General features: G+C 50.9%; 22 protein-coding genes. 3 read left to right on the forward strand and 19 right to left on the reverse strand.

Annotated features, from left to right (window positions below; genetic code table 11):
- Positions 1–50: 50 nt before the first annotated feature.
- From ACODR9_RS12260 to ACODR9_RS12270, 3 genes are all read right to left on the reverse strand, one after another.
- Positions 51–326 (reverse strand): hypothetical protein, encoded by a 276-nt coding sequence (locus ACODR9_RS12260; RefSeq protein ID WP_488809577.1) that lies wholly within the window; start codon positions 324–326, stop codon positions 51–53.
- 95 nt (positions 327–421) lie between these two features.
- The gene (locus ACODR9_RS12265) at positions 422–1627 is read right to left on the reverse strand and encodes a hypothetical protein (RefSeq protein ID WP_488809578.1); all 1206 of its coding nucleotides are present in this window, start codon (positions 1625–1627) and stop codon (positions 422–424) included.
- Between the two features lie 88 nt (positions 1628–1715).
- On the reverse strand, positions 1716–1949 hold the full coding sequence (locus tag ACODR9_RS12270) for a hypothetical protein (protein ID WP_488809579.1): 234 nt from the start codon (positions 1947–1949) through the stop codon (positions 1716–1718).
- Positions 1950–2865: 916 nt separating this feature from the next.
- On the opposite strand from ACODR9_RS12270, the gene ACODR9_RS12275 reads away from it, so the two are divergent.
- Positions 2866–3057 (forward strand): antitoxin Xre/MbcA/ParS toxin-binding domain-containing protein, encoded by a 192-nt coding sequence (locus ACODR9_RS12275; protein WP_488809709.1) that lies wholly within the window; start codon positions 2866–2868, stop codon positions 3055–3057.
- A 54-nt stretch (positions 3058–3111) separates the two neighbouring features.
- Here ACODR9_RS12275 and ACODR9_RS12280 read toward each other — a convergent pair whose 3' ends face one another.
- From ACODR9_RS12280 to ACODR9_RS12295, 4 genes are all read right to left on the reverse strand, one after another.
- Entirely contained in the window at positions 3112–4728 is a 1617-nt protein-coding gene (locus ACODR9_RS12280) for a methyl-accepting chemotaxis protein (RefSeq protein WP_488809580.1), read from the reverse strand.
- Between the two features lie 408 nt (positions 4729–5136).
- Positions 5137–5640 carry a hypothetical protein gene (locus ACODR9_RS12285; RefSeq protein ID WP_488809581.1) on the reverse strand — a complete coding sequence of 168 codons (504 nt, stop codon included), beginning with the start codon at positions 5638–5640 and terminating at the stop codon, positions 5137–5139.
- Positions 5641–6043: 403 nt separating this feature from the next.
- A complete protein-coding gene (locus ACODR9_RS12290) occupies positions 6044–6214 on the reverse strand; it encodes a hypothetical protein (RefSeq protein WP_488809582.1) in 171 nt (56 codons plus the stop codon).
- 512 nt (positions 6215–6726) lie between these two features.
- Positions 6727–7125: a hypothetical protein gene (locus ACODR9_RS12295; RefSeq protein ID WP_488809583.1), complete on the reverse strand. Its 399-nt coding sequence runs from the start codon at positions 7123–7125 to the stop codon at positions 6727–6729.
- 191 nt (positions 7126–7316) lie between these two features.
- Here ACODR9_RS12295 and ACODR9_RS12300 point away from each other — a divergent pair, with 191 nt between their 5' ends.
- Together ACODR9_RS12300 and ACODR9_RS12305 are read left to right on the forward strand one after the other, a co-directional pair.
- The gene (locus tag ACODR9_RS12300) at positions 7317–8405 is read left to right on the forward strand and encodes a tetratricopeptide repeat protein (protein WP_488809584.1); all 1089 of its coding nucleotides are present in this window, start codon (positions 7317–7319) and stop codon (positions 8403–8405) included.
- Between the two features lie 110 nt (positions 8406–8515).
- Complete coding sequence (locus tag ACODR9_RS12305; RefSeq protein ID WP_488809585.1) at positions 8516–11554, forward strand: DEAD/DEAH box helicase; 3039 nt, start codon at positions 8516–8518, stop codon at positions 11552–11554.
- 67 nt (positions 11555–11621) lie between these two features.
- Here the strand turns inward: ACODR9_RS12305 and ACODR9_RS12310 are convergent, their stop codons facing one another.
- From ACODR9_RS12310 to ACODR9_RS12365, 12 genes are all read right to left on the reverse strand, one after another.
- Entirely contained in the window at positions 11622–12557 is a 936-nt protein-coding gene (locus ACODR9_RS12310) for a hypothetical protein (RefSeq protein WP_488809586.1), read from the reverse strand.
- 462 nt (positions 12558–13019) lie between these two features.
- On the reverse strand, positions 13020–13292 hold the full coding sequence (locus ACODR9_RS12315; RefSeq protein WP_488809587.1) for a hypothetical protein: 273 nt from the start codon (positions 13290–13292) through the stop codon (positions 13020–13022).
- 4 nt (positions 13293–13296) lie between these two features.
- Positions 13297–13728, reverse strand: a complete 432-nt coding sequence (locus ACODR9_RS12320) for a hypothetical protein (protein ID WP_488809589.1) — start codon at positions 13726–13728, stop codon at positions 13297–13299.
- Positions 13729–14107: 379 nt separating this feature from the next.
- Positions 14108–15919: an adenine nucleotide alpha hydrolase family protein gene (locus tag ACODR9_RS12325; protein WP_488809590.1), complete on the reverse strand. Its 1812-nt coding sequence runs from the start codon at positions 15917–15919 to the stop codon at positions 14108–14110.
- Between the two features lie 154 nt (positions 15920–16073).
- Positions 16074–16349 carry a hypothetical protein gene (locus tag ACODR9_RS12330; RefSeq protein ID WP_488809591.1) on the reverse strand — a complete coding sequence of 92 codons (276 nt, stop codon included), beginning with the start codon at positions 16347–16349 and terminating at the stop codon, positions 16074–16076.
- Positions 16350–16363: 14 nt separating this feature from the next.
- Complete coding sequence (locus ACODR9_RS12335; RefSeq protein ID WP_488809592.1) at positions 16364–16642, reverse strand: hypothetical protein; 279 nt, start codon at positions 16640–16642, stop codon at positions 16364–16366.
- A 132-nt stretch (positions 16643–16774) separates the two neighbouring features.
- The gene (locus ACODR9_RS12340; protein ID WP_488809593.1) at positions 16775–17245 is read right to left on the reverse strand and encodes a hypothetical protein; all 471 of its coding nucleotides are present in this window, start codon (positions 17243–17245) and stop codon (positions 16775–16777) included.
- Positions 17246–17328: 83 nt separating this feature from the next.
- The gene (locus ACODR9_RS12345) at positions 17329–17544 is read right to left on the reverse strand and encodes a hypothetical protein (RefSeq protein ID WP_488809595.1); all 216 of its coding nucleotides are present in this window, start codon (positions 17542–17544) and stop codon (positions 17329–17331) included.
- A gap of 114 nt (positions 17545–17658) precedes the next feature.
- Positions 17659–17994, reverse strand: coding sequence for a hypothetical protein (locus tag ACODR9_RS12350; RefSeq protein ID WP_488809596.1), 336 nt, complete (start codon positions 17992–17994; stop codon positions 17659–17661).
- A gap of 71 nt (positions 17995–18065) precedes the next feature.
- A complete protein-coding gene (locus tag ACODR9_RS12355; RefSeq protein ID WP_488809598.1) occupies positions 18066–18764 on the reverse strand; it encodes a hypothetical protein in 699 nt (232 codons plus the stop codon).
- A 123-nt stretch (positions 18765–18887) separates the two neighbouring features.
- Entirely contained in the window at positions 18888–19259 is a 372-nt protein-coding gene (locus ACODR9_RS12360; RefSeq protein ID WP_488809599.1) for a hypothetical protein, read from the reverse strand.
- 201 nt (positions 19260–19460) lie between these two features.
- On the reverse strand, positions 19461–19793 hold the full coding sequence (locus tag ACODR9_RS12365) for a hypothetical protein (RefSeq protein ID WP_488809601.1): 333 nt from the start codon (positions 19791–19793) through the stop codon (positions 19461–19463).
- Positions 19794–20023 lie beyond the last annotated feature (230 nt).

Here is a 20023-nt window from a genome sequence, read left to right on the forward strand (position 1 = left end):
ATGCAAAAAAAAGCCCCTCTAATGAGGGTCCTTGGGTGAAATGTTGGTGATTAGGATGATTCAGCCTGCTTGAGCAGTTTGTTTGCTTCCGCAATCAATGCTGAACGGTCGCCAAGCTTGCCCATCGCGTTATACATCTTCATTGAAATACGACAGAGTTGATCGCCTAAGCTATCCGGCACATTGGTATCAGAGCGCTTACGCACTACACGATCCACTTGTTTCTTCAACAGAAGAAAGTCGATGGCCTCTTCACGCGAGAGGACTTGATCGTCGGAGACATCCATAAAATAGTTTCCATGGTATTCCATCAGGCGGATGCTCACCAAAGGGCGGCACCTGCCCTCTGGGGTGAAGTGAAAAACCGGCATTTCCGCCAGGAAGATTGCGCCCCCCCAAATATGGAAGGGCGCAATGATGGTTACAGGACGATACCGGGGTAATCGGCCTTATCAGCATCGGTCAAGGCATACTCATAAAGCGCGTGAGTATCAGCACCAACTGACCAATAGCTCTTGAAGGTTTCGTTCCACTCATAGCGGCGATTGCCGATATTGAGTAGTTCAAGATCCTGATACTTGCTTACCGTCTTCGGAGTCGGCGGGTTCAGCAATGTATCGATCACTTCCCTCACGACAGCATTGAGTTGGTCTTTCATACCTTCAATGTCATCGGAGATGATGCGAACCGGATGTCCCTCAGCAAAATGTGAATTCCAGTGATGGTTCATCGCCTTGATCGCCGCATTCGCGCCGACCGAGTAGATACCATTACCTTCATTCCGCGACAATACTCCGTCGATCAGGCTTTCAACGTTGGCCGGCGGGGTAGTACTTGCTGCCTTGGTCACCACCTCGAATTCTTCGTGGTTATGAACCTGCAGCAAAGAACGCGCCAGGATATGGTGCGGTCCTTTACCGGATCCAACGATGAACCAGGCAGAATTATCCGACGCCAAGCAAGCCGGACGATCTGCCGAATCTTTGGCATAGTCGTCCGGATGATCGATCCGCTGAATTTGCCAATCACCGTCTCTGCTGCCTTCGGTATGGAATAAGCCCCAACCTTCACGGGCAGCCATCAGCTCATGTTCAGTGGTCCAGCCAGGCAATGCGTCAGGTGCATTATGCGAGTCGGCTTGAACCTCTTTCTTCAAAGCCGCGCTGACACGTTCAAGTTGACGAATTGCAGTACTCACACGCCGTGTTGCATCGTCAGGGGCATCACACTCGCTAAGTTCTGCGAGCAGAAACTCAAGCAGCGTGTCGCCACAATCACGAAAGCTCGGTGGATCAATAATCAAATCTTCAGCACCGATGTACGAATGCATTACGATCTGCTGAAACGGGTTGAAGGAAGACAGGTCAACGACAACACCCTTGAACGCCCCGACTGTTGCAACATGCTTGCACCCGGGACATTTGCAGCCCGAAGCATTGTCATATTCCAGGTCGCCGGACGGCATTTCTTCGCTGCCGGAATCTTCGAAAAGAACCCAGGCAGCTGCTTTGACGAAGATGCGAAAAGGGCCGAATCTGCCACATTTCGGGCAAGACATTCCCTCCAGGCAGTTCTCATTTGGGTTGCTGATTTCGGTAATGGTGCTGGTTTGAGCTTGAGTAGTCATGGTGATTTCCATATGAAAATGGCCCAAACCGATCGGTTATGAGCCATAAGTTAAGGCCTGAGGCCTATGTGGTAAGTGAGTGGAAGTATTACGGTGCCAATCGAACAAATTCGGCCGGCAGATTCGGGTAGTCACGACGCCATACGCCCATCACGTCCATGCAAAAATCGCAGCCGGCCAGGGGTACTTCGTAGTCATCGTTGATGACTGCCCAGTTCTTTCCATCTTCAGCGGTTTGACTGGTGATTGTGCCAAGCACTTTCATTTCAGCACTTACAGCAACATGACCAACCAAGTTTCGGACAGGGGGAGCGGAGTTCATGGTGATCTTCCTTGTAAAGGCAAGACCACCCGGCGGGAGATCCCGCGTGGGTTAATTCGGATGTGCGAAGAGGTAATTGCACCGGTAGGTGCGGTACTACAGAAGAGACATCATTGTATCTTCGGAATTGGTCCGCATCAATGCCAGATCAAGCCGTGGTATCGAGCCTGCTAGTTGATGAGTTGAATGATGAGGTACTGTCGTCGCGATGGTGGATCTTATACGCGATCACACCAGCTCCGAGCCTGCTACCATGGGATGCGCTCCGACCAGACTGCTGCTGCTGTCACCACGGAAGCGCCAGCATCAACAGCGCCAAGAAACATGAGCTTTATCCTGAGTTCTGGCTATGCATCGCCCGGCATTTGTTTTCTTGGCACTCTCAACCATGTAGCCACTTCTACCAAGAGCCGTGACGACGCCAATATGGCGACAATGAAGGTAGCCGTATGGAGATCTGAGGATGCAATCCACTTAACGACAAAAAGCATAGCTGTTGACTCTGGAAGTGTTTGCGCAGTCTAACCCGTTGCTTCTGGCCCCTCAATACGGAAGACAACCTTTTTCCTAACTGCACGAGACTTGTTATGCATACACCTTGCATGCTGAATATTGGAGAAAAGCAATTTCGCACTGAGGACCGGATAGAAGTCATGTATCAGTTCTTCAGCAGATGCAATGGTGCTTTCCATGGCTTTTGGGACAATGCCGTCTCAATTGATTTGACATCAATTCTTCTACCTGTACTCTCTGATTGTCATGAGTAAATCTGCTTATTCTAATGAGTAAACCTGTAAATCTTTGGAACGAATCTCTGTTGAGAAAAGCCGGCAATCCCAATCCTGCCGAGCCACTGGACGTTGAATCTCGAATTCTCACAGCCCGTCACCATGATGATCGATTCACACCTGAACTGATGGGGGCAATTCAGAAAATCTTGGCCTTGGGAACGTCCAGGTTTACGAGGAACGTCCAGCTGTTGAACTGGTTATCAGCACCAAACGCTGCGTTAGGTGAAAGCCAGCCGCTTGAGGAAATGAAGACGATTGAGGGATGCAGGAAGGTCTATAGGCTATTGAGGCTGATGCCAGCGCTGCGGCATGACTAAAAAGCAAAACTTGCATAATTCACGAGGTGGATATGCAAGTTTTGCTGTGAGGCTTCAGACAGAGTAGACAGAAACAGCACTGTTCATCGACTTCACAGCGGCATCCAGGTGTAGAGCAACGGCAGCTGTCTGCTGAGCGGCAGAGCTGGATTGCTGAGCCATTTGGGCAATGCGCTCTACTTGAATGGCCACGCTCTCGCAGGAAGTAGCCTGTTCTTTGATTGCCACCGCGATATCGCCTGACATCACTTTCGCTTCGCTGGTTGAGGTCTCTATTGACTGGATGGACTCAATCGCGTTGGATGCCTGACTCACACCGACAGCAACAAGGGAGTGCGCTTTCTGCATTTGGCCAGTGGTTTCTTCCGATGTGTTCGCTATACCTTTCATGACCTCCTCGATGTCGGCGGTCAGAATCGTAGTCCTCTCAGCAAGCTTCCGCACTTCATCTGCCACCACCGCGAACCCACGACCGGTCTCGCCGGCGCGGGCCGCTTCAATGGCAGCATTCAGGGCCAACAAGTTGGTCTGATCGGCGATATCCTTGATGCTTCCCACAGAGGCAATTATCTTCTGATTCTGGGAGTCCCAGTTGGACAGACTTCTGGATGCGTCATCGACAGTCAGTGAGATGGAACGCATCTCTTGCTCGGTTCGGGCAATAACCGTCTTGCCACTCAATGCAAGCTGACTGGCCTCATCCGACTTGTGACTGCCCGCTAGGGCTCTTTCACCAACATGCGTGATGCTCTGGGTAATCTCTTCAATCGTGGCCGCAATGTGGGTGGAGGACTCATTCTGCTGGTCAGCTGCAGTTGAGACATGCTTCGCGGCCTGCGCCAACTCAGTGGTATAGCGAGAAACTGAGCTACAGGAGGTCGTGATGCTCTGGATGCTTTCTCTGAGCCGGTATACCAGCTCGTTGAACGCCTTGGCAGTCGTACCAATCTCATCCCTGTCGTTCTGGACCACGACCTCTTTCGTGAAATCTAAGGTCTGACGAATGCCTACCATCGCATTTTTCAAGGTATCAATCGGACGAATGATCGATACATACGCCCGGTATCCGCTGATAACCATGAACAGCACCAGGGCAGCACCAACGCTCAGACACACCCGCTTCGCACTGGACAAGTCATCAATCGCAGTCTTTAACTCATTGTCAACCAAGGTTTGGTTGTAGGCGACATGGTCAAGAACCGCTTGACGAAGTTTGCCACCAATCGGTGTTGCCCTCTCCCTGCGCAGTCGATGGGCTTCCGTGACATCACCCCGGGTCATGGCATCAATCATCGGGCGTACTTCACGATGGTACTGCTCAAGCAGTTGCAGATCGGATTCGTACAGGGCCCGGTCTTTCTCATCACTGATCAAGTGACTGTACTGCTCAAGAGCAGACTTAGCATCACCGTAGTTCTTCTCAATCTTCTGGTCAGCAGATCGGATCTGCTCGGGATTGTCTGCGGTCACAAGTTCAAGAGCACCAATCCGCATCGACCCGGCAGTGGTATTGAACAGATTCAGCGTTGAAATACTGGGGTAATCGGTTTTCGAGAAGGTTGCGATCAGTGTCTCAAGCTTTCCTTGAGTATAAATGGAATAGCCTGAGATCACTCCAATTGCAATGATTGAGAGTAAAACTTGGAGAATTATACGCCTTGATACTGTCACTTCTATTACCTTCCTTAATATGCAATCGACATGCCCCATCTGACAAGGCATCGCTAGTGGCGAGATTACCCTCTTTAGGAAGGGAACAGAAATATAACGCGAAATCATTCAATAAATATAAATTGCCGCAAGGAAATACTGCAGATAACGTAGACTGGCCGATGCCTATAAATTCAACGGGGGTATTTGAAGGCATGCATATATTAGAAGCGGATGCGTTGCTCTTCGAGCACATATCTGGATGGGAGACAATGGACTCCATCACAACCTCAGTCAGGTCAAGAAATCGCTGAGCGAGCGCGAATGGCGTCTGTTCATCGGCTCTGCTAACCTCTACCCTGCTTGGTTGAGATCAGGAATTAACGAAGCAAAATAAAAAAGCCCCCATAAACTACAGGGGGCTTTTTCTTATGCTCGAAGCAAGCGGACTACGCGGCCTTGCGTCTCAACCATCATGACATTCATCCCCACCATAATGGAAGGGTCGAAAGTCTCAATGGTCACGTTCACCAGGCGGTTATCAGTACGAATCACATACTGACGTGCATAGCCATGACTGGCATTGGCTGCAACAGCATTACCACCAGCTGCGCCCACCAAACCGGATACAGCCATGGCAATTTTCCTGCCAGTACCAGATCCGATTCTGGAACCTAAAGCCAAACCACCTGCAGCGCCCATCGCGGTCGCGGCAGTAGCAAGACGACTGTCAGTCGTGTACTGCACATTCACCGTAGCAACTGCTATGACTGTGCCAACCTTGACACTACCGGTTTGACCCAGAGCGCTGTCACCAATGGTCGGAATAGCAGCGTATTGCTGACCATAACCGTAATTGGTGGGCTGTACTGCACATGCCGACATAAGCACTGCCACGATAGCTGCAACTGTGATTTTGATAATGGTTTTCATGGAATTCTCCAGGGCCAGGTCTTACCCAACGGGTAAGACCCGATGGGTAAGAAGGTTGAAGATTAAATGAGGGTAATTTTTCGTGCAGTCTTGATTATGGACAATACATAACAAACAACTTTAAGCTGAATGAATGCACAATCAAGTAGCATTTTTCACTTGCCCTGAATATTAAGTAACTATACAACGATTTCCTCGCGGGAATGCTGTGCTTTCGTTGACATTCTAAAAGACCATCTTTCAAAGCCAAGCAAATATTCAACATCCGTAGAATAATTTGATTTCGATAAAAGGTGGCAACTCTATCAAAGAATTGAGGCAAACTATTTCCTTTCGAAAGTGGGGCCTCCAATGTGGGAGATTTCCCACATGGGTTATCCACTCCGTAGGGAGTAGTTTTTTATTATGCGAAATTTCGACCAGTGCGTTCGCGGTAATTGCGTTTGGGGGCCTTCCGAGATTCCAGCTTGTCAACGATAGTACCGCCGATAGCAAAAACGCCCAGAAACACGGCAATGAACACCAAGAAGGTGAATTCATCGTTACCCAGGTTTGCAAAGATATGTTCAAGCATCAAAGACTCCTTAAATAAAAAGAATCCAGGACACCCCCATCGGGAGTATCCCGGCGGGGTTTAATTGAACAGAGATAAAAGGTATGAGACGGATCATCCCCCAACAGGAGGTTCCCGATGGAATGCAAATTTGCTCACTACAGCTTTATACGGTTACGCACTACATTTCTATTAAGTAATGATCTCGACGAAAAATAGTCGAGTTCAAATCAATGCCAGCGAGGGTCTTAGTTGATTTGTTGGGTACAGAAGCCAGCGGCTAAAGGGTGCTTTGGGCACATTGGGAACAGTTGCAATAGCAACGGTGCTCAACACAAAATGTGGAGCAAGGGACAGATCCAGTGGATCAGGGTAAATGCTGGACGACAGCTCGCTGAGTTAAGAACTCAGTAGGTCACAAAGGACCTGAAGGCCACGAAGGGCCAGGTGCCACGGAGGGCAGCGATACAAAGATCGCAGAAAACGAATTGATTCTATTCGTTCAAGTTTGATGTTCGCAAGAAGTATTTGCCTCAAGAAACCTGTTGGGGATGTATTTCCTTGTCCCAACTCGGCAAAGCAATGATTGCAAGTGTGGTTTTTGTCTTACCCTCCTCGAACCGAAGACCATAAATCTCAACACGCGATTTGACCAGATCACCAGCGTGCAACGCCACCGCTTCTCGACCCCCTACTTTCAAAACAACATCAGGTACAACACCAGCCCCATCCAGTGCTACTTGATATCGGCCATTACCAGCCAGCGTAATGGCCTTTACCTTGTATTCGGCTAGACCATAGTAGGGTTGGCGCCCACCCATACTCGATTCATATACGCTGTACCCAGAGCTATTGACCAAGCCCATACTGCTGGTCGCTGAAAAGGTTTGAACCGAAATCAGCAGCAAAGGAATCATCAGCATGCGCATCATTTTGTCTAGCTCAGCAATTTTTTTGGACGTAGAAGAATAATTCTTTACGTCACTACATCCTCTCCTCTTTGCATCTCTTTTCGCAGCTTTATCGTTGTCATGGGCACCCCTCCTCGTTCCGTCACGCTGAAATTGATTTGCAAATCATCAACGCAGCCTCATACTACTGAATATAAAGGGGTTTTTATATCATGAGTAGAATACACTGGATGATCCCGGCACTTTCGCTGGCTGCATTCATCTTGACCGGTTGCCAACCAAAGGGGTCACTTGCTGAGGGCAAGAAGGCTTATGACCTGAAGCACTTCGCCCAGGCATTGAAGGAGCTTTCTCCCGTGGCTAATGCCGGGGAACCAGAGGCTCAGTATTTGGTTGGTGAGTCATATGCAAACGGACGTGGAACAGCAAAGGATTGGGATATCGCTTTTGGCTGGTATGAACGTGCAGCTGAGCAGGGGTTTGTTCCGGCGCAATCAATGCTTGGCGTTGCCTACTTCTACGCACTCGGGACCCCTTTCGATGGCAAGAAGGCTGAGTCATGGCTGGCCAAAGCAGCTGACAAAGGCTACCCGCCAGCACAGCGTTTTTTGGGACTTCTCTACTACGAAGGCCGCTCTGGTCACAAAGACTATGAGATGGCTGCAAAATACTATCGATTAGCCGCCGCACAAGGGGATGCTGCCGCGTTATACAACCTTGGGCTGCTTTACAGCCATGGCACTGGCGTCCCCCAAAGCTACCCTAAGTCAGTGGCGCTCTACCGATCAGCTGCCGAAAAGGAGCTTCCAGAGGCCATTGTGAAGGTTGGTGATGCTTACCTTACCGGGATGGGCGTGGAACATAACGCTGAAGAGGCCCGAAATTGGTACACAAAGGGAGTAAAACTCCAGGACATGACCGCTAAATTGCGGCTTGGCAGCATGTACGTGAACGGTTTTGGCGGGGCATTTGATGCGGACAAAGGTCGGGACTTGCTAGAGCCTTGTGCTGCTGCTGGTATTGCAGAGGCCCAATTCCAACTAGGTCTTCTCTACAGAGATCAGGTACACAAGACCGTCAATTACCCACTTGCTGCCAAGTTCCTTCAAATGGCAGCAGATCAGAACCATGTGCAATCCATAATGCTTCTTTCGAGCATGTATCTCACCGGCCAAGGCGTGGATACGGACAAGCAAAAGGCCTTGCTACTTATCGACAAAGCTGCACAGCTTGGCGACAAAGACGCCATTAAGGCTATGCAGCATTATCGCGCTGCGCATAAGGGTGAACTTTCAAGCTAACTAGCGCCATTCATTTGCCTGAATGGGTAGTTACTGCCCTTTATCCAAATGTTAGCTTGTGTACACAGATGGCATGCTCGAATGATTGATACCCTCTTCGATCTCATGCCATGGATAAGAACGCAATCAAGTTTGCACGCTACTGGAGAGCATCCGTCGCCGATTCCAAAATTGGTTGCGGTGCCGTTGATGAATCTGAAACGCGCCAGTATCACACCGTCAAAAACACCAGCTGGCTAACCGGCAAACTCCCGCATGATGTCGTAGAGAAGTTATTCAACAACCAGCCACCTGAGACCCGGATGGTTAGCATCAGCTACCGCCCTTTCCTAATGGGGCGAAGGAAAGAACACTCGGTGGGCCGTAGCGGCACTCCCTACTGGATGACGCCCCTACTCATAACGGCACTGGTGGACGATGCCGGTAGGATTTTCCCGGAGGCCTGCACCATTCCCCGCGACCTTCTGGAGCCACAGGATCACGTTGCCTTCACAATTGGCCTCCTCGATGACATGGATGAGTACCTGTCCCGGGAGCCTATCCAGGGCTTCGGCTATCCCGAAGATCATGCCAATGACACTGAGTTGGTCGAGATCTTCCAATCCAAGCGTTGGAAGGACTTTTCCAATGCCTGCACGCTCATGATCGAAGAAGTAGCCCCCACATCAATTCGTGACAGTGAGCACTATGTTCGTCTTGAGATGAGTCTGGTCCAGGAACGTGAGACCGGCCCGGACAACACGACCAAGGAAATCATCGATCTTTACGACCAACTGCTTCTCTCTGGCGTAAACACTCCCCTGTTTGACACCTTCGCGTCCACCCGCCCAAGCCCAATTGAGGACTGCATTCCATCAGTCGATCTGATGTCTGTTCGCGTGGCTCACCCGAACGATCGCAACCCCCTCAACATTGCCCAACGCGATGCGCTAGGCCATGCGCTTCGTTGCGAAATCGGCGAGATCATTCCGGTAAACGGCCCACCGGGCACCGGCAAGACAACTCTTGTCCTGTCCATCGTTGCATCGCTCTGGACGAGAGCCGCCATGCAGGGCAGCGAACCACCGGTCATCGTTGCCGCCTCGAACAACAACCAGGCAGTGACCAACATCATTGATGCTTTCGGCAAAGACTTTGCCGAAGGGCGCGGCCCATTGGCTGGTCGCTGGTTACCAAACGTCAACAGCTACGGGTCCTATCTACCGGCTATGTCGCGCGAGGAAGAGGCCGCGAAGAAGTACATTACTCAATCCTTCTTCAACGAGGTAGAAACTGACGACTACCTTGAGCGCGCAACGGAGCAGTACCTCAACGCCGCATCAAAGGCCTTCCCGGGCGCTGACATCAGCCATGTCGAAGACGCTATTGAATTGCTGCAGCGCGAGATGCATGCTCTCTACAACACGATCGGTGACGTAAAAAAGGCGTGGGCTGAATACGTCGAGTCGATGGCCACCCACGAATCTATTCTGGGGAACAACCCTGAGGAGAAGATCCGCACTGCAAGTGCGCTGGCTCAAGAAGCAGAGGGTGAGGTTACACAGTACAACCAGGCCATCCGTGCTTGGCGGAAATATCTTGAAAACGAGTCACCGTGGCTAGCCTTCTTCAGCTTCATCCCGCCGGTTGCCGCTTCGCGACTTCAGAAGGCAAAGTGGTTCGTACAATCGAAATGGCCAGGCAGTGGCGCGTACATCAGTCGTAGTACCGACCTTGAACACCTCAACGACCAGCTCTATACATCGATCAAGCACCTTGAGCAGAAGAACGTTGAAGCGCAGCAGCAACTCTCTCGCCTTCAGTCTGCATCCCGGGCTCGCGCTACCGCAGAGGAGAACTGGCAGTTCACTCTTGAGCAGATGGGTATCAATGACAATCCGCAGGCCACCCTGCAGGATATCGACAGGAACATTGATTGCTCAATTCGATTCACCCTCTTCCGTCTGGCAGTCCACTATTGGGAAGGCCGCTGGCTCTCAGAAGTCAATGCACTGGGCCGAGACAAGGCCGAAGAGAAAAAACGCCGAGGCAAAGCCGCCATGGAGGCTCGCTGGCGTCGTCGTATGATGCTCACACCCTGCTCGGTAATGACTTTCGCCAGTCTTCCGAAACACCTGAGCTTCCGCAAGCTCAATGGGGCCAAGACGTTCGACACAGACTACCTCTACAACTTCGCGGACTACCTCATCGTTGATGAAGCGGGTCAGGTTTCGCCTGAGATTGCTGGCGCATCGTTCTCGCTGGCCAAGTCTGCAATCATCGTCGGGGACACCTTCCAACTTGATCCAATATGGAATGTGCCGGCCCCAATTGACGTAGGTAATTTGATGCGCCAGGGTCTGATTGATCCTGCGAACATCGAAGATAGCTACAACGAGATGGTACTATCCGGCAAGACTGCGGCCGGCGGCAATGTCATGCGCGTTGCCCAGTTCGCTTCACGCTACCACTATGACCGTGACCTCGCCAGAGGCATGTACCTCTTCGAACACCGACGCTGCCTTGATCCGATCATCGCCTTCTGTAATGAACTTTGCTATGGAGGCAAACTGATCGCCAAGCGCGGCCCCGGTGGGGATGCACCGTTCCCTGCCCTCGCCTATTTGAACATTGTCGGCACTGGCCAATCGCATAATGATGGATCCAGATCGAACAAGGATGAAGCAGCTGCAGTAGCAGAGTGGATCGCTGACAACCGAGAGGCCCTTGAAGCTTACTACAAGAAGCCCATCGGCGAGATTGTAGGCGTGGTTACGCCCTTCCGTGGCCAAGCAACAATGATCGCTCGCGCTTGCCGGTCCCGTCAGTTGCCCATAGGTGGCGCTCACGATGCGCTGACAATCGGAACAGTTCACGCACTCCAGGGCGCGGAACGGCCGGTTATCCTGTTTTCCCCCGTTTACACTGAAGCATCCATGGGCACGTTTATCGACAGCAGCCACAGCATGCTTAATGTGACCGTTTCTCGGACAAAGGACAGCTTTGTGGTGGTAGGGGACATGAACATTTTCCGAAACGCCTCGCGATCCTCGCATCGAGGCTTGCTGGGTCGGCACGTCCTGCGCATCAAGAATGGTGAGCTACAGCTGAAACGAGCCGCTGAGGTTATCGACGATGTGTACCATGGGCATGATCAGGAACAAGTCTGACTTGACAGGCTCTCGACAGGGGAAAAAGAAAAACCGGCCAGTGGCCGGTTTTTTTGTTGGGTGGTGACTAAGAAGGATATTGGTAAGTGCCATTTTCCATCTGAAGGCCAGGCCCTTCAATGAACTCATAGGTCATGGTTTCAAGGTTGACCACATGTGCTCCACGCCAGTTGAAATCAGCGCTATCACTTTGACTGCCCATACGGCTAATGGTAGGACCCGAGGTCAGAGCCTGATAGACCTCAGCGTTGCTTGCCAGGCAAGCCACAAGACACACATCAGTCTGAGACTTAACCCAATTGCGAAGACCCTTCCCCAAGTAGTCGATATCATCATGAGCCAAAACCTGAGGCCGGTTACGGCGCAAATCAGTGTAAACAGAAAGTTTCTGGCGATTGGCAGGCATTTCACGCCACAGTCCAAGTCTGCTGCCGAAATCAAGGTGCGGCATCGGCATTTCCGCCGGACGATCATAGATCAAAAGTTCGCCAGGCTTATACGAATCAGCGGTGCCATGACAGATGGAAAGATCAACATCAATGACCTTGCCACCGTATTTACTGCAAGCATTCTTAGCCAAAAGGGTCTTGCCGCTACCACGACCACCTACGATAGCAATGAACTCAAGTTTGCCTTGCACACGCTTAGCGCGAGCCTCAGCAAAGAGTTGCATTGCGGTGAATTGCCATGCCTTATCGAATTTCCGGGGCAAGCCACTCGGGAAGCGCTGACCGGTTGTAATGGCATTAGAAGCAACAAGACGCTCCAGAGCGTCATGATCCATGCCACCAGCATACGGATCATCAGCACTTCGAAGTGCCGCAAAGTACGAGTCCGAGCCCAACGACTTCACGGTAAATTCGAGCATGCCCTCAGTACTCGGAATTTTGCCTTTGAGTTCGGGGAAGAGATTAGGCAGATCCTTTGCCATTGCGCGGGCAGTGCGCTTCACGTCAACTTCGATGGCAAAGAGGGTATCGTTTTTACGTACGAATTGAACCATAACAGTCTCCAGAGTATTTGGGTTAAACGACGCAAGCACTGCGAGACCTAACCTCTATCCGGTACTGCTTGGTTTTGAGGAGGAAACACGTTTCACAAAATCTGGCCTTGCCTATCGGCTCTCCGTAGGGTTTCCCCATGTGCTTAGAGATGGCTTTTTTAGTTCATCACATTGGATCACTCCGGTCAACCCCCACTTTCTGCGCATACTGCGAATGCTCGCATCTGCGTACTTTGCGCCCCCAGAGTGGGTCCGGGACGCTACCATGTGAAACGGCGATTCTTAGTTGGATGATGAGCCGGGTCCTGCTTCCACGCCAGGAAGTTACTTCCTGAGATAGCGCAGATGAGCGGGCTATCGATGATGTGTAGTGAAGCCATAACCAGGTCCCGCCCGACTCGGCCAAAACTTTCATCTGATGCAATAGAAATCCGGCCATAAGCCGGTTTCTTGATGATGATGTTATTTGTTTTCAACGGGATCTGAATCGAAAAACTTGAAATATAGCGCCGCCGCAATGATGGCTCCCCCAAGCAGGGCAATTGGACCAAGCATCAACGCACCAGGGCGTGGATCGATTAGGACCCCTAGCGCCGGCGCGAACCGTACCGCTTCATTATAATTTCCATCGAACCACAATGCCCACGCTTCAGGCATAATGCGAAACCCATAACATGTGGCAACAATCCAGAGCATTATCCAAATGGCCAGTGCCAATATCTTCAGTTTTTTCATTACTCTATCTTTTGTCTGATTTGATGGTCTTCAAAGCATCGACCTCAACTTCTAATTTCTCCAGTCTTAACATGATGTCATGATGCATCCGCATAGCATCAACCTCGTTGAACACTACACGTTTCGCGCCATTCTTGAGCGGTCTGTATAAGAACTCGACCAGCACACCCTCTATGTTGATTATTCCGTTGCACCCTTGATCGTGCATCAATACCGAGGAACTAATGACAGGCCCAGTGTGATATTCAGCCCTAATCACGTCGAATCCATTCCCATCAGGCAATTGCAAGGAAGCCGTGTTGATTGCTTCAACCACAGATTGCGCGGGGATCGACACAGACAACAACCCTTCTGGGCTGCAATATAGATATTGCTCGCCGCTTGACTTGACGACTTCCCTTGCGATTGCCTCAAACAATATTGGGGTGTATTCCATCTCTCTACGTCTCCATTGGATATCAGGGCCAGACCCCGGAAACTTCCGGGCTGATAAGTTCCGGCCCATACTATCGACGCAGATCGTAATAGCAACTTTTCCGCGAAATTATCACACCACATCCGCAAGAACGTGGCTGGTGAATTTCCCAATAGAAGGATCTATTCAAGAGCTAGTGCAGTCGGCGTTGGCCAGCCCCACTTCTCCAAGAAGTCGCACTTATTTCCTTTCATTTCCTGCCATCTTGCTGACTAGACCAATCATTGTTTTTGACTTATCTATTCAACTATCTATTCACATTGGCAAAAAAAAACCCACCGTTAGGCGGGTTTTGGGTAAAGGGAATGGCTAATTGGTCCGGTAGTGCATAGTCGGCCACTTATGCTGCCCACAAGATAGGCTGCACTTTGACACGACCAAGTTTGTTCTTCCAGACCTCTTGTGCCGATTCCGGCAACTCAAAGTACGGCAACGACTTAGCCAGAAGCGCATCTACATCACAATCCAGCGTCAGACCTTGTCGCTCTTTGAAATCAGTACGTCTGCAGATCTCATCGTGCTCTTTTTGCTGCGAGTACGACAGGTTGAGACAACCGTAAGCCCTGTACCAGCGATACCCGTCTGTTACACCGCCAACAAAGAACGGAGATTCAGCCCGGTCTGCCAGCCTGTCGAGTTCAAATTCCTCAATCATGTAGGCCGACTCAGGGTCAACAGAAAAGCGCTCACCGACATCAGCATGCCAGGTCATCTTGCCACCGACATCTTCAAGCACAGGCTCACACGAAGAATCGGCTGTCATGGCCTCAATGAACGGATCACGGACACCACTCCAGTCAATTGCACTTGCCGACGTATCCCACTCCTTTCCCACGTACAAAAACATTGTCTCTGGAAGTGGTCGTGACTGTGCATACGGGGCATCGTCCAACAGGGCCTCCTCGGGGAATTCGTAGCGCACCCCGCGATAACGGATGTTGCGCCAGTCAGCCAGGCAAGAGAACGGCACGGCAATACCGTTGAGACTTTGCATCGCATCAATCGCGATCAGCATATCCAACGGCAGCAGGTTAAATCGCGGCTGCTCCCCCGCTGCACTCGCTCTACGTTCCTCATCAAAATCGATTTGGATCATCAAACGAGTCAGCAATCGGATAAATGCCGGACTGTAGGTGTCAGGCTCAATCGCAATCCAGCCGGCCTGTATCGTTCTGCCGATGTAATGGCGTTTCGACCAGTCGTACTGTGTGTTTCGGATCAGTCGGTTGAGGTTGTACAGCCCGAGCATGTACGCATACTGCTCATCGTACTCAAGCATGTTCCGCATCGATTTATCCTCAGCGACTTGGCAAGTGTGGCACCCGAACCTAGAGCCACATCCACCCTTCTTACGCGTACTTCCTTCCATGATTGCTTCCGCAACCACAGCACAAGATGTACCGGCCGCATTCGCATACAGCCGCTTGGTCTCCTCAAAGTCTGAGTACGAAGGCCAAAAGCCAGAACCAAAAAGCGCCAGAGCCTCCCAGACATCATCTGTGGTCAGGTTAGCAATTGGGCTGAGGATCAGTTGCTGATCCTTGTTACGCACCGGAATTTCGGTGTGCTCGCCACGCTGGGTCATTTTGGACGACCTTTTTGCAGATTCGAAGAACCTTGTGCCGATCAGAGTAATAGGTTCTTTCCAGCCATCAGAACGAACCTTTGCGAACCACTGATTGCGATAAACGCGGGAAGGTTGCACCTTTAAATCAGTCGAGCAGTCGCTTGTTCCAGTCTTGAAAGAAGGCAAGCCGCGGCCCGTCAGAATCTTGACCTGAAACGATGACAGCATGTTCGGCGTCACAATTTTGGTCGTCACATCAATCCCATGCTCACGACCAAATGCCTCCATTTTGCGAAGTTCCTTTTGGTAATGAACAGAGACCTCAGGCGACTCCACAAGAGTATCGGACGTGACGACATGAATCATGAGCCGTGAAATGCCCTCAGCCTTGGCCAGGAGCCCAGCTCTCAGCGCAATTGCGCATACAAGACTGGAGTCCTTGCCACCAGAGTACGCCGGGGTGATGGGATGGCCTGCTCGGATCAGATTCAACACCGCCTGCACGGCTGCATCGATCTGATCTTCCAGTGCCACTACAGGTACTGCATCTTCCTGCTCTGCAGGAAATAGGTCGAAGTTACGCATGGTACGGCTCCAAAAAAACAGGAGCCGCCCCTTACGGGACGTGCTCCCGTAGGGGGTTGAATCTCTCACCGAGTTGGCGAGAGTGGTGAGGACTAAAAGAGACTGCATTCACTGATCATGTAGGCGATGGACGTACAGGCCCACATGATGCAAATCATGCACGTTGATGTTCATCCATCAGGTAATCTCTTTCGAGAATCGCTTCCAGTGCGAAAACAGTGCTGGCATTCTCTGCAAACACCTTTCCGTCGATCCTAAACCAAGCATAAAAGTGCGGTTCAGTGAAGCGGTTCTTGAAGCGTGGATGACGAAACTTAATTGAGTAAGCATCAACCTTTCCGTCATCTGCGACATTTCGCAAACGATCGATAACAGGTGAGTCCACTGATTCCTTAACTTCGAACTTTTTATCTGCAGAAAAGATCGCCATAACATGCCGTCCTTTCAGCAGATGGATTTGAGGTCTACACCGTTACTTTCTGCAAGAGAGATAACCCACTCCCAATACCCAAGCACCGTGTCATCATTTTCGACCTCATACTTCCAGTCAGATTTCGAGAATTGCTTACTCTCCCCCCAGAAATTATCACCACACTGCATGATAATTTTTTCTACCAGGGGAGTTCGAACCTGATTTCCACAGTCAGATTTCAGTTGAACATCAAGGGGGGTGTTCGGAACTGCATCACAGTTCGATACATCTTGCTGATCAAGGTTACTCATTAAGTACGACTCCAAATTTGAATGAGAGCCGCCCCATACGGGACGTGCTCCCGTACAGGGTTGAATCTCTCACCAGGTTGGCGAGAGTAGTCTTCGATACCGGTGGCCGGCAGTCAGCTGACTAAGCGGGTATTACAGATTGATTCCTCTCTCTGCAGCTGCCTTAACCAGGTAAGGGTTGTGAAGGCAATTCACGATGTAGTCGGCCAACTTGTCCGTCTGCCACTTTTCAATGCGGTGACGGAGTTGATCGGCCGAGTGGCAATACACATCAGGGGTGTACAAGCCAGGCTGGTAACCGCCCATAGCCAAGTTACCCGGGCCTGTGATTGTCACGCATACGCGGTAGCCTTCATCCTGATGAGCAAAGCCATCGATTAACTCACCGGCGATGGTCAGGATGACTTCTTGGTTCTCACCATCAGTCGGCTTCACTACTTGGAAGCGAATAAGTCGCGCATCGGTACGATCTTCCTGCATTACATCGCTGATTCGAAAACCAGCAGGAAGTGAGTGGAATACTCGATCTTGAACATCTTCAACTACGAACTGGAGCGCGGCCTGAATAGAAGCCCAGATCACGTTGAATTGGTCGGTGGGCATGGTTCGTCCTTTGAATGGGGTCGCCCACAGGCGGCCCCATGGGTAGTAAGAAAAGCCACTGGAAGGTGGCTCTGATTGACGAGTTATTCGTAATTGTCAGCGTGGTACTTCTTCACCGTTTCGAACTTCGGGTCCCGGAAGACGGCCTCAGATCGCGGGCGAGTTGAGCCTTCATCAAACTCCTGTTTCCACAGCTCAAAGGTCCGTTTTCCGTCAAGCAGACCTACGTCTGTGATGGTGAACCCGGGCGGGCCGATATAGCAATAACTGTTCGATGGTGCTGCTTTCCATTCAGCCATACCTACCCCCTTAACGACCCGGCTTGAAGCAGCCCGAGGGTCAGCATTGCTGCAAGCAGGGTTACTTTGATGAATTTCATTGTGATCTCATAGCGCCAGGCACCCCGACTGGATTTAGCCGATCGTGTAAGACTCGACCATGATGTACGGGAGGAAAAACCCCTCTACGATCACGATCGTGATGATGGCCATCACCAGAGATAGCACTTGCAAGTGCGATCCCCAATGATTCCTGAAGCTTTTGACCTTAGCTGCAAGTCGGGCCAGGGCCTGCCTTACTGCCGGTCGAATTCGCTCATACACCGTAAAAGCGAGCTTCAACATCAGGATGCGCGGGGTCGGAATGATGACGCCGGCGAATCGCTTAAGTGCCATCTCTCCGGTGGCAAAAACAACTTCTTTGATCGCAAAGCGCTTGGCCAATGCCAACAAGCGCGTCTTGAGGGTCATGGATACTCTCCTTTGACGGGCATCCACCCTAAGGGCTGATGCCCAACAGGGTGAACTCGCCAAGGCGAGAGTTAGCGGACGATCATGTCCACCAGGTCGCTACGCTCTTGCGCACCGAGGGCATGCAAGGGAACGAACACCAGCAAACCAATGGCGGCACCGATCATGAAACCTTCCTCCGGCATCCCCACCTTTACGGTCGGGAAAAGCTTGATGATTTCGTGACCTTTGGTCTTTGCCTTTTCGAGCACGCGCTCTTTCGGAGGATAGTAAGCACACCCACCGGCTTCTTCACCACTGGAGTACGGGAACTCGCCTTCATACAGCAGGCCGATCACGCCATCCTTGCGGCAAACATATGCAAGACCGCCACCGCCATAGGCCAACTCGTACTGGAGGGCTTCGACGATACCAGGGCGCTTACTGAGTTCGGAATCAGCTTTCGCATCATCCATGCACATGTCGCGACCACCGAGGACATCGAGAACCCATTGGGTTTCATCGAAGTCTTCCGGCGTCTGGCCAAATTCATGCACGAAGTACGGCTTACCTTGCGGTGCAACACTGCTCACCTCGATCTCTTTAATGCTATGAGTCGTGGTGTAGTCGATATTGCGCACAAGGCAGCGATCAAGACGAGCCCACTCAAGGGCTTTGTTCATGCCTTCAACCACGTCCGAGGACAGGAATTGGCCGTGATCCTCCACGAATAGCGTAGCGGTCACTTGAACGGACAGTTTTAGAGGGGATTGGGTTTGATTGCTGATCATGGGGCAACTCCAGAGTTTGATGAGGAGCACCCCAAAGGGGGTGCAATCCCCACTTGGGTAAAAAAACAAACCCTTGAGTACCAGATGGTAGTCAAGGGTGTTTGCTGTGGCGCTGCTTTTAAGTCAGGCCGGGATAAAATTCGAATCCAGCGGTATGTGTACCTTGGTATCGTACTTCGGCAAGCCGACAACACGTTGCTTGATGTCAGACATCATGTGGTTGTAGGTCAGGTTGATGATGGCGTCGAAACGCTCACCTTCTTCAAACGTACGGACTTCCACAAACGGACGCTCGACGGCTGCCTCTTCGTCACAGAGACGGCTCATCTGGCGCATGATCTTCGCCAGTTCCGGCTCGAAGTGGATCTCTTTGATCAGGGACTGCACCAGGTCAAGTTCCTTAGCACTGCCCTTTTCGGGGTAAGCCAGGAAGAAGTTGATTTGAGCGTGTTCATGAACAACGAAAAGTACTTTGGAATTGTTTTGGTTTTTCATTTTGGATTACCTGCAAATGTAAAATATGCAGCCAACCCACATTCTGCGGAGTTGGCCGCAGAACGGAAATGGTAGATGGCATGAAGCCAAGTGGTAAGTGCAAACGCGAGTTTGCGTCTTCAGAGAAGTACCACCAGTCTAACAATTCCGCCCTGTCATTTCAACGAATAAGCGCCCTTTCTGATCAATCGACTGATACCGTTAAGCCAGATGAACAGACTCGCCGTCTTCATCGGCGTCAAAGTCAGTTCCAAGGGCCTTAAAGATGGTGCTATAGGGAATACCTACAGCCGATACTGCCATCAGTGCCCAAGAGTGCATCCCAGTTACAAAATTCACACCCAGAAATAGCAAATAGACCAAGCCCGCCCCTGCAAAACCCTTCCAATTGACATTGGATAGAGACGGCAATGGATCGCCGATATCAATCAACCCGGGGATTGCCATCACTAGCGCCCAGGTCATCGAATAGCCACACTTAATCAAGAGTGCAGCCACTACCGCTGCAATCAGTACATGCGCGGTTACTTTCATGATTCGGCCTTCCACGGTCCTACTTTCTTAAACGGTCGGTTGATTTAGAAGACGATGATTATGTTTCAATGGAGAAATAAATACCTTTGAGAAAAAGGGTAGTAACTCCCCTTTCTCCCATGTTTTCAGTGCAATTTACATCCATTTACACTGTTTTTGTGTGTTAAAAATGCCTATGGCATAGTGCTCAACTTTCACTGTCGAACCAACAGGCTGAGTGCTATGCTTCG

Source organism: Aquitalea sp. FG25, from assembly GCF_057809375.1.